Raw genomic sequence first — 14,474 nt, 5'->3', positions numbered from 1 at the left:
ATTCCAAACATACTGAAATAAATTTGAACATAAATTAAGAAAAATTAGCGATCAGGGAGAATAACAGAACGACTTTTCGTCAGCCACTTCTTGGCCTTCACACGGTCTTCTTTTTTAGAGTACCCCAACTTTGATCCACGTTTATAAGACGATCTGTTCGGGTCTAGAGCACAGTCCATTTGAAACTTGATCATGGCCTTGAAAACATCAATAAGATTGTCCTCGGCCCCGGCCGTATTTTCAACTCCACGGCGGCTGCACTCTTGAATAAAGAAGTGGATAGACTCCAGAGTTGAAAGGCAGTAATCGGCAGGCTGCTCTTTAATTTCAAAAATAGAAGTATGAGTCGCTGTAAAAGAGATGCGAGGAAGAGACTGGATGTTTTTAGATTCTCTCATCATTTTTTTAGCGCAAGGCCAGGTGCCATCAATGAGGAAAAGAACGATGGTTTTATTCTCATCTAGAAGCTTATTTAAAGGAGCAACATCGTGCTCAGAAACATTGAGTGAACGCTCTCCCGGATACATCGTAAAACAGTAATTATTCGGGTCATTAATAAGAGCGTTGACCTCTTCGTTTTCAGTGAAGTCTACACCCATGATCATGTGCGAATTTTTAAGCGTGGCCAGACAGATTCTTCCAGTGCCCTGCTTTTCTTTTTTTGCTTCCATCGGATGCATCAGGATAACGAATTTCATCTTGGTATCGAAAGGCTTAATCAGTGGGCACAGGCAATACTTCTGCAGACGATGGCACTTAAAACAAAAATCTTCCTTGGCATTTTTACTTTCTAAAAATGCTTTTTCTCTTTCGGCCTTAATCTTGAGGTAGGTCGCCTTATCCAAACTAGAGCCCGCCGTATGTTTCTTCGTCAAAACCAATCGCGAGCGTTTTGCCATTTTTTTCTAAAACGGGCCTTTTGATCATTGAAGAGTTTTCGATCATGAAATCAATTTTTTTAGCTGGTGTCAGAGCCTCGAATTCATCTTTTAATTTTTTGTAAGTCGTTCCTTTTTTATTAGCGGGAAGCTCCCCCATAAAATCGGCCCATCTCTTAATCTGCTCTTTTGTCGGTGGTGTTTTTTTGAAATCCACAAATTCGTAAGCGATCTTTTTCTTATCTAAAAAAGTACGTGCCTTCTTAACAGTGTCACAATTAGGGATTGCATACATGGTAAACATTAATAGCCTCTCTTTCTAAAAATCACGACTGACTTGTGATCGTTGTAGATCATATCGAGTTGATAAGTTTCCGCCAGGTAATTGAGTGTTTTTTCCTGGTAAAATGCCACATGTGTTGGGTCGTTTTTATACCACCACTTTTGGAAATCAATAGACTCGTCGTAAAACTGGGTCATGATTCCTAAAAGACCTCCGTCTTTAACGAGTCCAACTAAAAGTTCCCAATCTTTTTTTGGCGTTTTAAAGTGCTCAACAACTTCAGTCGATGTCACGACATCATAAGTTTCAGGGATGAGTAAATGAGCGTCTGGAAAAAAAATGGGATCGTAAATTTCGACCTCGCCACCCTCTTCTTCTAAAAGAAGTGAAAGAGTTGGCCCCGGGCCACACCCGAAATCGAGTGCATTAAAATGAGGGGGAAGAAAGTCTTTTAGTGGGTTGAGAAGTTTGCCTAAAAAATCGCGGTATCCCTGGTCTTCACTATTGTTTTGGTGTTGAGCATAGCGATCGTGATCATCTGTAGCGCTCAGAAAGTCAGCTGGATTTTTAAACACCAGTGCGCATTCCGGACAAATAAAAGTACCGGCAACAAAAGATGTTGAATCAGAGTGACATAAGAGGCAATCCATTGGGGATTTTTACTATAATCGGGTGTCTTTGGGAACTGGTTTTCGCCCGGTAAAACGATCGAAAATGGTCTTGAAAAAGCCAATATCTTCGCTGGCGTTTCTTTCTTTTAATACCTTAGAGAGCATAACTGGCAGAGTTCCGCTTTCTGCCACAGCAAAAGCTGCGACGATGGCCATGTCGGCCTTAGGGGTTTTAACTAAGCGAAGAGGACCTTGGGCCTGTGAGCTGGTATCGCACTGAGAGGCTTCACCTACAACAGCGTTAGTGCGGCAAACAGAGGGACGGTCTTTATACACTTTGCACGCTCCGTTTTCATCGAGGAAAACACAAGCGCGATCTTTATAAGAAAGTTTGTAAAAATCAGCGGCTTCATTGCCCACTTCACTCTGAAGACTCAAGCGATTGTAATCAATCACGACACCTTCATCAATGTTATGCAACAGGAGTTCGGCCTCATCTTCTGTCACGCTCACCTGAGTGTGGCAGCAACCAGAGCATCCAGCTTTACAAGGAACAAACTCTTTTAAAAGTGGGTGTGCGAAGACTTCTTTATTGCATTCATCGACAACGTTATGAACGAAACGGGCCTTCTCAAGTTTGCTTTTGATTTTATTTAGGTGCTCTACCACCGACTCGGTGATATTCATAAATTCGGGCTGATTTCGAAGCAACTCAAAAGTGTTTTTTGCGATTGCTGGAATGTTCATACTCTCTCCCGCAGGGAGCCACCCAAAAAGGTAACCTAACTTAATGGTAGCACGTTACAGGAATCTCCCTGTGCAATTGGGAATTAATTGCCGATTGATATTCAAGTCATTATAATCGCTGAATGAGTTTACTTTGCAGCATCAAGAATATTCACCTTACCTTTGGTACTAAAACCATTTTTAAGAATGCCCAGCTCTCTATTTCAACAGGGGACCGCATTGGTTTATTAGGTCTAAACGGGAAAGGAAAATCGACGCTGTTTAAGATCCTCTCAGGAGATGTGGTTCCAGATCACTCTACGCCTCCCTTTGAATTCAATAAGGCGCGCGGAGATGGAGACGACTCAAAACGCTTCACTCTTTTTTATGTCCCTCAAGAGCTTCCAGTTACCGGCCATGAAAATGTCTCGATTAAGGACTACTTTTTCGTTTTTTATCCTGAGTTAAAAACTCTTTATGAAACTCACCTCGATGAATTCGAAAGACTTCACGGATGGGAATTAATCCAGGATTACGAATCATATTTAAAATATTTCGGTCACGAGAATTTAGACAAAAAAATCACCGACCTTTCGGGTGGTGAGCAAAAGAAAATTCTCTTGAGCCTTGGTCTTTCAAGCAACGCCAATCTCATTTTATGGGATGAGCCGACCAACCACTTAGACATTGAAACCATCAAGCTCTTTGAAGACGAACTTAACTCAACTTCAAAAGCTTTTATGCTTATTACTCACGACCGTTACCTGCTTTCCAAATTAACGAGAAGAATCCTGCATATTCAGCACGGGAGAATCGAAAACTTCGACGGCTCTTACACTGACTACCTGGCCTTCCTGGAAAGATCAGAACAGGCAAAAATGAGTTTACTCAATAAACTTAAAAACAATCTGGAGCGCGAACAAGCGTGGATGCGCCAGGGTGTTAAGGCCCGCGGAACAAGAAGTAAAAAGCGCGTAGAGAATTTTCTCGAGCTAAAAGACCGTGTTTCGACAATCAAGAGTGAAGCCAAAAAGACCCTTGATTTAAGTTTACAAAAATCCGGCCGTCAGACAAAAGTTCTCGTCTCCTTCACTGATCTTGATTTTGAATACTCAAAATCGAAAGTTCTCTTTGAACAAATCAGCGGAGAAATCCACAAAGGCAATAAGATTGGCCTTTTGGGACAAAACGGTGTGGGGAAAACCACTCTGTTAAAATTAGTCAAAGGTGATCTTGTTCCAACTGGTGGCAAGATGAAAACTGCTGATAATTTACAAATCCAATATTTCTCACAAAAGCGCGATGAGCTCGATATCGATACAACTCCTTATCAATTGCTCGGCGACGGAAATGATTTCGTGGCCCTTCCGGATGGATCGAAAAAACACGTCATCTCTTACTTTGAAAGTTTCCTTTTTGAGCGCGACGATATCAACCGCCCACTTAAAACATTTTCCGGTGGAGAAAAAAGCAGGCTTCAACTTGCTTTTAACTTAACAAAACCGGGCGATATTTTAATCTTCGATGAGCCTACCAACGACCTCGATCTTGAAACGATCCAGATCCTGGAAGAAAAACTCGCTGAATTTCCAGGTGCCGTTATCCTCATCAGTCACGACCGTGCTTTCTTAAGTACAGTGACCAATAAAGTCTGGTTGATTGATGACAAGAAACTACAGAACTTCGAAGGTGGATACGATCAGGTTTCCCCTTACCTGGATGCCCTGGAGATTGAAAAAGAGCTTAAGGAAAGCACTAAAGAAGCTCCCCCTGCTCCTTCTGCTCCTCAACCTGTTGCAGCTCCTAAGGTAAACAACAACAAAAACAAGCTTCGTCTTGAAACGATCTATACCGACATTGAAGCAACTGAATCCAAGGTTAAAATCATCGAAGAAAAGATCGCAGGCCTCGACTACACGAAGCTCGCCGATCCTAAAAATGGTGAATTAAAAATCCTGACAGACGCCCAAAGCGTTCTGGAAGAAAGACTCCTGGCGCTTTATCAAGAGCTTGAAGAGCTCGAAAAATAAAATACCCGACTAATTTAATCTTTTCCTTTTTCATTTCGATAAGACTTATAGAGAAATTTTTCTCTGGAGTTCACGATGGAAAAAAAGATTTGCGCTCTATTATTCGCTTTCACTTTTATCACTCTATCGAGTGTTGTTCACGGACAACCTGAAAGTGTTCATCGTGGTCCATCGGTGGAACCAGTAGTTGAAGTTGATATTGAAGACGCAAAAAAAGTTGATTCAGGGTATGACTTCGCTAAAACCGAAGCCCCTGCACCCAAGCGTTTCCCGGCCAACATTGTGGCCAAAGCAGACGCAACAACTCCATCTAATTACGTCGGCCCGCTTATTTTCTTAATCGCTCTTCCTATTGCTCTATGGATTATGGTTTCAAAGAAGTTCAGCAAAAAGTCTGATGAGAAAGCTGTTGGATACTATCCAAAAACTCAGCAGTTCAAACCATACAAAACGGACTATCAGCAAAATTCTGAAGACGACGATGACGTCGATTTCCCAAAGGCCTCTTAATTAATTTTGGTTTTGATTAAAAGTCTGCCACTTCCCTTGTCCTTTGTAGATAAAGACAGTGCTGGCATTTCTATGCTTGATGATGAGCTCTTTAGTCTCGTCGCGGTTTAAGTCTTCAAGATACACTTCGTAATTTCTTTTATGATAATGCCCTTTGAAGGTTTTCACCTCATCAAAGAAACTTGATCCCTTAAAGATACTCAGTGTTTTTAGATCGCGGTTATCGATAGTGATGGCGTAAATACGTGCCGTTCCCTGAAAGTCGATATATTTGCTCACCCCTTCGTAATAATAAAGGATCAGCACATCTGTTCTGGCATTAAGAGTTTTAAGTTCAATCCTAAAAAGTTCTGAATCGTAACCCTTGTTTTCAAAAATATGCCCGAAGATTTTATTCTTCTCGCTGTCCAGGATCTCGATCCAATCCTCATTGTCTTTTTTAACAAAGACGATCTGCTCTTCCTTCCCATCGCGGTTTAAGTCCAGTGAGTAATAAGGAGTGTGGACAGTCCAGGAATACTTGCGGGCATCAGACTTGCCCTTTTTATTGAGCTCTCCGGAGAATAGCTGCCTAAAATAGCGCTCGTCTTGCGCCAGGACCTGCCACGACACAACACAAACAATCAGTAAACTTAGCAACTTATTCATATATTCAAGTCTATACGAACATCAAATCGCGAGCAATTTCGCACATTTTTCCTAGCCAAGTGGCGGATTTCCTTAGTAAAATGCTTAAACTCTATAAGACTTTTGGGTAAAAACATGGATTTTAATCTCCTCTACACTAAGAATAAGGAACAAGGAATCGTTCGCTCTTTCAAGCACAACGAAACACCAAGTTCAAAAATCATCGACATCAGCGAAGCTAAGAACCTTCCACTGCAAGGGTTTATCTTCTCTGAAGAGCTAAAGAACGATGAATTCCTGGTTGGCCTTGAAAACGAATTAAAATTCTATCCAATCCGCTCAAGCGCAGAGTTCAGTCTTTCAGCGGAAAGATTCGACAAGCTAAGTTACGATGAAGCAAAACCTATTTTTGATAAAATGCGCGAGAATTGGATTCTACAAAACAATATCTCGCTGATCGAAGAGCTTTTTAAAGTCAGGACTCACCTGCTTGGTCTATTTCCAAATGACCGTTCAGGATTTTTTGAAGAGTTATGGTTTATCTTAAAATCAAACCTAGGTGCTACAAACCTGAAGCTGATCTACAACGATATGATCAAAGCAAAAAACGAAAACGAAAAAAACAAACTTGTAAAAGTTAAAATCGTTGGAGAGCGCTTCCCTGAAATGACATCAATTGATGACATGGATGAAATGGTTTTAAAGAGCTACGAAAAAGATTTCGGAAACATTTTTGAAATCACTGACTACAATAAAGACAAAGGCCAGCTGGTCATCTGTGCTTCTATCAAGAAGTCACCTGTTCTTATCATGACTAATATCTATCAATTGACTAGACTACAAAAAGCTATTCTAACTTCCCTTTTTGAAGGGCTAAACAGTTAATAAAAAAATGCAGCCTCGGCTGCATTTTTTTTATAATTTAATATCTTTTAACTTCTCACCTCTTCCCAGCATTTTCACTTTTAAACTAAGCGACGCTTTTGATCCTAAAGTGATATACCCTTTAGGAACAGAAGCACAATAAGTGAGCTCCTCTACATTTTCTGAAATCCTATAAGTCGGCAAGGCCTTCTTTTCTAATTCCACTTTAAGCGTGACAGAAACATCCAATGCCTGTGGAGCAAAGTGAAAAACTACTGAGCCAGGAGCAAGCATTTCTGCGGTTAAATCTCCCATTTTAATTAGCTGTCCATCAAGCCTTAACCCAACTCCCAAATCATCCAGTGAGGGATTGGCAATTTTATCAAAGCTTCCCGATGGAACACTTTTTCTGTATTCACAGCGCCCACATGTACCGGCCTCAAGCAAATCGCGGGTGCACTTAATGGTCGCTCCGGTAAAGAGTTTTGTGATATCTCTTTCTTTAAAAAAATCATAATTCATGCTTAAAACCATTTCTTTATAGCTTTCAACATAAAAGGCCGATCTTTCCTTCAAGTCTTGAAGATCAAAATTCTCCTGATAAAACTTTTTATCGTTTTCCATCAGGTCTTCATGATTCACGCTAACCAAGTAAAGAGTGTTTCCCTCTTCTGTGTAGTGCCCGTTGGGATTGATTAGTTTAAATTTTCTTTGAGCTTCAGGGGTAAGTTTTAATTGAGATATAATTTCAGGAACCACAACTTTCTTAGGAACAAAATAAATTTCAAGCCTATCAGTGAAAGAAACAATAACCTTGGCCATTGTGCGCTCATTATGTTCATAAAAAACGCGGTCGCGCTCACTCATTTCATAACCTAAGAGTTCATCTCCTTTTTTAATCTCAAAATCTGGGTTGTTTGCAGGAAACTTGGTCTCTACGATTGAATTGAGTGCTTTGTTTCTAAACACAGAGCTTCCTTTTTCATGAGCAATAACAATAAAACTTCTCTGCTCTGAAGTTGAAACGACGGAAGGAGTGCTGATGCTATTGCTTTTTTTTCCGCAGGCACCAAGAAGTAAACATAAGAGTAAGAGGATATAAGGCATAAAAATCTCCTGTGTTTTGTGAGAACACAGAAGATTTAACAAATGATGGACTTAGATTAAATAAAAAAGACGGCAAGCAATCGGCCATTTTCAAAAATGAACTAGCTACCGAAACGCCCCAATTTCTCTCCACTTAAAACGTGGAAATGGGTGTGAAAAACTGTCTGGCCAGCATCTTTGCCAAGATTAGTGACAACTCTGAATCCACCTTGATCAAGGCCCTGGGCCTTCGTGTACTCGGCGATTCCTTGATAGACTTCACCAATACTCTGTGGATCTGCTGACATATGATTAATGTCTGACGTGTGGTTTTTGTGAATGAAAAGCAAATGGATTTTTGCCTGTGGAAAAATATCCACAAAGCCCATCACATTTCCTTTTTCATAAATCTTTGTTGAAGGAATTTCGCCCTTCAAAATTTTACAGAATAAACAATCAGCGCTCATTATGTTGGATTCCCTGGAACGCGTTTAATCTTCGCTCCTAAAGCTGAGAATTTATCTACTAAACGCTCATACCCTCTATCCAGGTGGTAAACGCGCTGGATTTCTGTATCCCCTTCAGTTGCCAGAGCTGCAATAATAAGGGCCGCACTTGCGCGAAGGTCAGTACACATAACTGGAGCGGCCGTCAGCTTCTCTCCACCTTGGATGAAAGCAGACTTTCCTTTAAGAGTGATATCAGCTCCTAAACGAACAAGCTCAGGAACGTGCATAAAGCGGTTTTCAAAAATATGTTCCGTAATCACTGAAGCACCTTTAACTTGCGTACAAAGAGCAATCATCTGGGCCTGAGCATCTGTCGGGAACCCCGGAAATGGTGCTGTATCAATCAAGCAGCCTTTAAGTTCACTCTTGAAAACTTTAATTGAGTTCTCACCAGTGACGATCTTGGCTCCCATTTGCTGAAGAACTTCTGTGACGAAATCTAAGTGGCGAGGATTTACGCCCAGGATTTCGATCTCTGATCCTGTTGCAAGAGCGGCCATTAGGTAAGTGGCAGCTTCAATACGGTCACCGATTGCTTCGTATGTCACTTCTTTAAGTTCTTTTACACCAGTGACAACAATCGTTCTTGTCCCGATTCCTTTAACGTTAGCACCCATTGCATTTAAGAAGTGTGCCAGGTCATCAATCTCTGGCTCAAGAGCAGAGTTTTCAATCGTCGTTACACCATCACTGAAAACAGCGGCCATCATCAGGTTTTCTGTCGCTCCTACTGATGGGAAGGCAAGTGTGATGTGAGTGGCCTTCATCTTGTCTACTTTGGCATCAACATAACCAGAGTGAACGTTGATTTCGCAACCAAGTTTTTCCAGGTTAGTTAAGTGAAGGTCAATCGGTCTTGTCCCGATCGCACACCCACCAGGTAGAGAAACTCTTGCGGCCTTTCTTCTTGCAAGAAGAGGCCCAAGAACGAAGATAGAAGCTCTCATCGTTTTAACGATGTCGTAAGTGGCTTCGTGAGAGTTCAGAGTTGAAGCATCAAACGTCGTGATATCCCCTTCCTTCTTGATAGTGACACCAAGATTCGAAAGAAGTTTAATCATTGTTTTAATATCCTGAAGTTCAGGAATGTTTTTTAAGTGAATGGGTTTATCTGAAAGCAGGACCGCTGCCAGGATTGGCAGGTAAGCGTTTTTCGCTCTTGCGATTCTAACTGTTCCAGAAAGTTTTGCAGGTCCAGAGATAATTAATTTGTCCATGATCCTTCCTTTATTTTTTTAACTTTAAAAATCTGTTTCTTTGTGTGTAGTCCTGAATCACGACGGCTTCGCTAAACCCAGTGGATTTTGCCATAGCTGCCAAATGTTCAAGATGGTGTTCGTGTCCTTCGATCAATGATACACCTGTGGCCGATAACTTTTGATAAATACTTTCAAAAAATTCCTTAAACCATTGGTCATACGAATCATCGTCCAGGAAGAGGGCCAGGTGTGGTTCAAATGACGCCACTTGCGGGTGTACCTCTTTTAGGTCCGCCTCTCTCTTAATGTAAGGAGGGTTGGAAAGGATCAGGTCGAATTCGCCAGTAATATTGGCAAAACGATCGCTAAGAACGAAGTCGATCTGGTGAATGCTTGAAAGTCCGTAGCGTTGATTAAAGTAGTTTTCCTTGGCGATCTTAAGTGCCTTCGGAGAGATATCGCTGGCAACGATAGAAAGAGCGGCGCTCTCTTCGGTCATAAGCGATAAAGCGATGGCCCCAGTTCCCGTTCCAATATCGGCCACACGGCATGCCCTCTTGCGGTAGTTTTTTTTGATTTCCTGAGAGGCCAGCTCAACCAGGATTTCAGTTTCACTACGTGGGATAAGAGTGTCGCTGGTAACTTTAAAAATTGAACGATAAAAATAAGCGTAGCCCGTGATGTATTCCAGAGGAACACCTTCTTTAAGTTTTTCGAAAAAAATGGTCAGTGGATGCGTGCGGTGAGGGAGATAAGGGAAATCAAAAATTTCCTCTGAATCAATCCCGTGCAAAAAAGCATGCAGATTGATGTCCTGGCGAAGTCGGTGCAACGTAAGCCCCGGGTAATTTTGCATCAGATTCTTTTTTTCCGAATCAAAAAACCCCTTCAGGTAATTATCTAAACTGACAATACTCACGCGCACTCGCTTGATTAAGAATTATTATTCTTCTTGCCCTTTCATTAGTTCAGCCTGGTGATGAGCAATTAGAGCGTCAGTAATGTCGCCTAAATCGCCGTTCATAACACCTTCAAGGTTGTGAACAGTCAGTCCAATTCTATGGTCAGAAATTCTGTTTTGAGGGTAGTTGTACGTTCTGATTTTTTCAGAACGGTCCCCTTCACCGATTTGTCCGCGGCGTTCAGAATCGATTTCATCTTTTTGTGCTTTAACCATTTGCTCGTAAATTCTCGAGCGAAGAATCTTCATCGCTTTTTCTTTGTTTTTTAGCTGAGATTTCTGGTCCTGGTTAGCTACCGACATCCCTGTAGGAATGTGGGTAATACGAACTGCAGAGTCCGTCGTGTTAACCGACTGACCACCTGAACCACCTGAGCGGTAAACGTCGATACGAAGATCATTCGGGTTAAGTTCGAATTCAACTTCATCAACTTCCGGCATAACGGCGATAGTGATGGTTGAAGTGTGTACGCGTCCCATTGTTTCAGTTTTTGGAACACGTTGAACGCGGTGAACTCCCGCTTCCCATTTAAGTTTTGAGTAAACTTTATCACCTGTAACAGTGAAGATAATTTCTTTTAGACCTTGATCACCTTCAGACATTGAGTCCACTTCAATCTTGTAACCTAGGTGGCGGAAATAGTTTTGGTAAAGACGGAACATATCAGCTACGAAAATCGACGCCTCATCTCCACCTGCACCAGCTCTCATTTCCATGATAACGTTGCGGTCATCTAATGGATCTTTTGGCAGAAGAAGAACTTTTAGCTTTTCTTCCATTGGTGGGATTTGCGCTTCAAGTTCAGAAAGCTCCATTTTTGCCATTTCACGCATATCTTCGTCTTTTTCATTGCGAAGAATTTCTTTAGACCCTTCCAGGTCTTCTTTCATTTTTTTGTATTCTCTATAAACGTTTACAACTTCTTCGATGTTTGAGCGCTCAGATGAAATCTCTTTGAATTCCTTCTGGCGATCGTAGATCGACGGGTCTGCAAGTTTTTCTGTGAGCTGCTCATAACGATTAACAACTGCTTCTAATTTATCAAACATTGACATGGATATTAGCCTTCTAAAAAGTCTTTAAGTTTAAAGTTACTGTTTTCAATATCACCTAATGTGCGAAGGTCGATTTCGTCCACTGTGATTGTTTTTGAGCTAGCGTCTTTCAAGTTGTACTTCTCTTCTAAGAAAAGCACCGCTTTGATTGAAGCAAGAGCGATTTCCAATTGCTGGTCATCTGGCTCTTTAGTCGTAAGCTTCTGAAGCATCTTTCCCGGGTAGCTCAGGAATCTTCCAAAAGATGAATCCGGATTTTTGCCCAGGAATTTGATTAGTTCATAAGAAATACCCGCGATCGGGAATGTTAAAGCAACTTTAAAAAGAATGGCATAAAGGTGCTTTAAAATAACCGGAGAATTTGTTCCTACCGGAATGATCGCGAAGATAATGGCAAAAAGAATGATCGAAACAAACATTAAAAAGAAAATGAACGTCGTCCCACAACGAGGGTGGAATGTCGGAAATTTTCTAGCGTTAGCAATCGTCAGTTCTTCACCTGCTTCAAAAGTCGAAATCGATTTATGTTCAGCACCGTGGTACTGGAACACTTTTTTGATATCCGGAATGAAGCTGATTAACCAAATGTACGTCAGGAAGATGAAAGCTTTAATGGTTCCGTCTACTGCGTGGAATTGCCAGCTTTGAAGATCCCAGCTCGCTCCCGAGTATTTTTCAATCAGCGCCGTCGCGGCGTGCGGAACAAAAACGAAAAGCCCGATACCAAATAAGAAAGAAACCGCAATTGAAAGGAAAGTCTCAAGACTAACTTTCTCTTTTGATTTTTTTGTTTTTTCGTACTCTTCTTCCGTTTGACCTTTTTTTAACGCTTCTTTTTTATTCTCCTCGTCCATAGCGATGTTGGCCGAGTAATTCAGAGAAACAATTCCATTGGCCATTGTTTCTACCAGAACTAAAACACCTCTTAGAAACGGCTTCTTCAAAAAAGCGAGCTTATTTGAAAGTCCGTACCATTGATCGCGTCTTAGACGGATAGATCCATCCGGTTTTCTGACAGCGACAACAAAAGCGTTTGGCGATCTCATCATTACGCCTTCAATCACGGCCTGGCCGCCGATTGAAGCGTATTGCTTTGAGACGAGAAGAATTAATTTTTTAAGTAGCGTCTTTTTCATATTTTCTCTTATGAGTTCATTGAATCCAGGAAGTCCGAGTTCGATTTTGTTTTCGTTACACGGCTTAGGATAAATTCCATAGCGTCGATTGGCGCCATTGGGTGAAGAACCTTGCGAAGCAGGTACGATCTTTGTAGATCGTTTGGTGCCATAAGAAGGTCTTCCTTACGAGTTGAAGACTTGTTGATATCAAGAGCTGGGAAAATTCTCTTTTCAAGAAGTTTTCTATCAAGCTGGATTTCAGAGTTACCTGTACCTTTGAATTCTTCAAAGATAACTTCATCCATTCTTGAACCTGTATCGATAAGAGCTGTAGCGATGATCGTAAGAGATCCACCACCTTCGATGTTACGAGCAGATCCGAAGAATCTTTTTGGTTTGTGAAGAGCGTTTGAGTCAACCCCACCCGAAAGGATTTTACCTGATGGTGGAACAACTGTGTTGTATGCGCGAGCAAGACGAGTGATCGAGTCCAGAAGGATGATGACGTCTTTTCCAGCTTCAGTTAAACGCTTAGCTTTTTCGATGACCATCTCAGCAACTTGAACGTGGCGAGTAGCAGGTTCATCGAAAGTTGAAGATACAACTTCAGCGTTAACGTTTCTTCTCATGTCAGTTACTTCCTCTGGACGTTCATCGATTAGAAGAACGATCAAAACAGCATCTGGATGGTTAGTTGTAATAGCGTTAGCGATATCTTGAAGAAGAACAGTCTTACCAGCTTTTGGTGGAGCTACGATAAGACAACGTTGACCGAACCCTTGTGGGACAAACAGGTCGATAAGACGAGTTGAGTAGTTTGTCGGGTGGTATTCAAGGTTGATTTTCTTTTCTGGGTAAAGCGGAGTTAAGTTATCAAAGAGAACTGTCTTCTTGTGTTTTTCAGGAGACTGTCCGTTGATTTCGTTTACTTTAACAAGGGCGAAGTATCTCTCCCCCTCTTTTGGTGGTCTGATTTCACCTTCTACTGAGTCCCCTTTTCTTAGACCGAATTTTCTGATCTGAGATGGTGATACGTAAATATCATCGGCACCCGGAAGGTAGTTATAGAGTGGTGATCTAAGGAATCCGAAACCATCTGGCAGAATCTCAAGAACGCCGTTTCCGAAAATGGCTTTATCATCTTTTGCAGTTGCTTTTAAGATAGCGAAGATGAGTTCGTGTTTCTTTAAGTTACTTGGGTTTTCAATCTGTAACTCTTCGGCCATGGTCGTGAGTTCGGCAATTTCTTTTTCTCTAAGATCGTTAAGATGCATTTGAAGGTGACTCCTGTTGCGGTGAAAATTAGTTATCTAAATGTTGATTGAATTTTAATGAACGAAAATAAGACCGAATTTTGAAAAACCTCATGGTGTTGAAAATTTCGGGGATTGTTATTAGCGGAAGGTACTTGTAAATATATATCCAATATTATCCTTGTAGGGAAAACTGTCAAGATAAATGGCCTGAAACACGTTTTTTTTCGAGGTAAAACGAACTCCTAACCCATTAAAAACAGCTACTTTACAGAGATTGCACCGTAAGATATACCCCAGTGCATGGAAGATTACTCTTTTTATCCCCGCTACCAACAATTCATTGCAAAGCGAATCCTGGCCATTGATTTTGGCAGCAAGGTCATTGGGACAGCAATGTACTGCCCGGGACACGACCCTTTTCCCTACGCTTTTGAAAAGATCATCTACCGCTCTCATGAAGAATCCATCAAAACCATTCAGGCCATGGTTGATAACGAAGGCATCGACATTATCGTTTTAGGTGTGCCGTATTTTGTCGACGGAAAAGAAAGCGACAACACCAGACGCATGAAAGAGTTCGGCGCTCTTTTACAAAAGGCCTGCCCGGATCAGATGTTTTTTGAACAGGATGAAACGCTGACGACCAAAGCAGCGGAAGACAGAATGAAGAACTCTCCCCAATTCAACTTCAAGGTTGATGTCACTAAAATCGACTGCGTTTCAGCGACCATCATCCTCGAAGATTTTATTAAATCTTAAA

16 protein-coding genes are annotated in these 14,474 nt (G+C 41.4%); 4 read left to right on the top strand and 12 right to left on the bottom strand.

Annotated elements, in window-relative coordinates:
* Window positions 1-44 precede the first annotated feature (44 nt).
* The 4 genes from AC6JA8_RS03155 to AC6JA8_RS03140 are packed head-to-tail and all read right to left on the bottom strand — an operon-like array spanning window position 45 to window position 2,519.
* Window positions 45-845: a tRNA-uridine aminocarboxypropyltransferase gene (locus tag AC6JA8_RS03155; protein ID WP_497975720.1), complete on the bottom strand. Its 801-nt coding sequence runs from the start codon at window positions 843-845 to the stop codon at window positions 45-47.
* Between the two features lies 1 nt (window position 846).
* Window positions 847-1,182 carry an arsenate reductase family protein gene (locus AC6JA8_RS03150; protein ID WP_142410064.1) on the bottom strand — a complete coding sequence of 112 codons (336 nt, stop codon included), beginning with the start codon at window positions 1,180-1,182 and terminating at the stop codon, window positions 847-849.
* A complete protein-coding gene (locus tag AC6JA8_RS03145; RefSeq protein ID WP_142410065.1) occupies window positions 1,182-1,811 on the bottom strand; it encodes a methyltransferase domain-containing protein in 630 nt (209 codons plus the stop codon). Before AC6JA8_RS03145 ends, AC6JA8_RS03150 begins: the two co-directional genes overlap by 1 nt.
* A 12-nt stretch (window positions 1,812-1,823) precedes the next feature.
* Entirely contained in the window at window positions 1,824-2,519 is a 696-nt protein-coding gene (locus tag AC6JA8_RS03140; protein WP_497975719.1) for a YkgJ family cysteine cluster protein, read from the bottom strand.
* Between the two features lie 122 nt (window positions 2,520-2,641).
* Here AC6JA8_RS03140 and AC6JA8_RS03135 point away from each other — a divergent pair, with 122 nt between their 5' ends.
* Complete coding sequence (locus AC6JA8_RS03135; protein WP_142410067.1) at window positions 2,642-4,528, top strand: ABC-F family ATP-binding cassette domain-containing protein; 1,887 nt, start codon at window positions 2,642-2,644, stop codon at window positions 4,526-4,528.
* 75 nt (window positions 4,529-4,603) lie between these two features.
* Complete coding sequence (locus tag AC6JA8_RS03130; RefSeq protein WP_142410068.1) at window positions 4,604-5,038, top strand: hypothetical protein; 435 nt, start codon at window positions 4,604-4,606, stop codon at window positions 5,036-5,038.
* Here the strand turns inward: AC6JA8_RS03130 and AC6JA8_RS03125 are convergent, their stop codons facing one another.
* Complete coding sequence (locus tag AC6JA8_RS03125; protein ID WP_142410069.1) at window positions 5,039-5,686, bottom strand: hypothetical protein; 648 nt, start codon at window positions 5,684-5,686, stop codon at window positions 5,039-5,041. It abuts the gene before it with no gap.
* Window positions 5,687-5,800: 114 nt separating this feature from the next.
* On the opposite strand from AC6JA8_RS03125, the gene AC6JA8_RS03120 reads away from it, so the two are divergent.
* Window positions 5,801-6,550 (top strand): hypothetical protein, encoded by a 750-nt coding sequence (locus AC6JA8_RS03120; protein WP_102242410.1) that lies wholly within the window; start codon window positions 5,801-5,803, stop codon window positions 6,548-6,550.
* Window positions 6,551-6,580: 30 nt separating this feature from the next.
* Here the strand turns inward: AC6JA8_RS03120 and AC6JA8_RS03115 are convergent, their stop codons facing one another.
* The 7 genes from AC6JA8_RS03115 to rho form a co-directional block, all read right to left on the bottom strand.
* The gene (locus AC6JA8_RS03115) at window positions 6,581-7,636 is read right to left on the bottom strand and encodes a hypothetical protein (protein ID WP_497975718.1); all 1,056 of its coding nucleotides are present in this window, start codon (window positions 7,634-7,636) and stop codon (window positions 6,581-6,583) included.
* Window positions 7,637-7,737: 101 nt separating this feature from the next.
* Window positions 7,738-8,082: an HIT domain-containing protein gene (locus tag AC6JA8_RS03110; RefSeq protein WP_497975717.1), complete on the bottom strand. Its 345-nt coding sequence runs from the start codon at window positions 8,080-8,082 to the stop codon at window positions 7,738-7,740.
* Complete coding sequence (murA, locus tag AC6JA8_RS03105) at window positions 8,082-9,341, bottom strand: UDP-N-acetylglucosamine 1-carboxyvinyltransferase (protein ID WP_497975716.1); 1,260 nt, start codon at window positions 9,339-9,341, stop codon at window positions 8,082-8,084. Before murA ends, AC6JA8_RS03110 begins: the two co-directional genes overlap by 1 nt.
* A 10-nt stretch (window positions 9,342-9,351) precedes the next feature.
* On the bottom strand, window positions 9,352-10,242 hold the full coding sequence (locus AC6JA8_RS03100) for a N5-glutamine methyltransferase family protein (protein ID WP_497975715.1): 891 nt from the start codon (window positions 10,240-10,242) through the stop codon (window positions 9,352-9,354).
* A 24-nt stretch (window positions 10,243-10,266) separates the two neighbouring features.
* Window positions 10,267-11,334, bottom strand: coding sequence for a peptide chain release factor 1 (prfA, locus tag AC6JA8_RS03095; protein ID WP_497975714.1), 1,068 nt, complete (start codon window positions 11,332-11,334; stop codon window positions 10,267-10,269).
* A gap of 11 nt (window positions 11,335-11,345) precedes the next feature.
* Complete coding sequence (locus AC6JA8_RS03090; RefSeq protein ID WP_497975713.1) at window positions 11,346-12,476, bottom strand: DUF1385 domain-containing protein; 1,131 nt, start codon at window positions 12,474-12,476, stop codon at window positions 11,346-11,348.
* A gap of 8 nt (window positions 12,477-12,484) precedes the next feature.
* The gene (gene rho / locus AC6JA8_RS03085) at window positions 12,485-13,732 is read right to left on the bottom strand and encodes a transcription termination factor Rho (protein ID WP_491634038.1); all 1,248 of its coding nucleotides are present in this window, start codon (window positions 13,730-13,732) and stop codon (window positions 12,485-12,487) included.
* Between the two features lie 282 nt (window positions 13,733-14,014).
* Between rho and ruvX the strand changes: the two genes are divergently transcribed.
* Window positions 14,015-14,473, top strand: a complete 459-nt coding sequence (ruvX, locus tag AC6JA8_RS03080) for a Holliday junction resolvase RuvX (RefSeq protein ID WP_497975712.1) — start codon at window positions 14,015-14,017, stop codon at window positions 14,471-14,473.
* Window position 14,474 lies beyond the last annotated feature (1 nt).

The organism is Bacteriovorax sp. HI3 (assembly GCF_059738875.1).
This window is presented reverse-complemented; position numbering and strand designations above follow the sequence as displayed.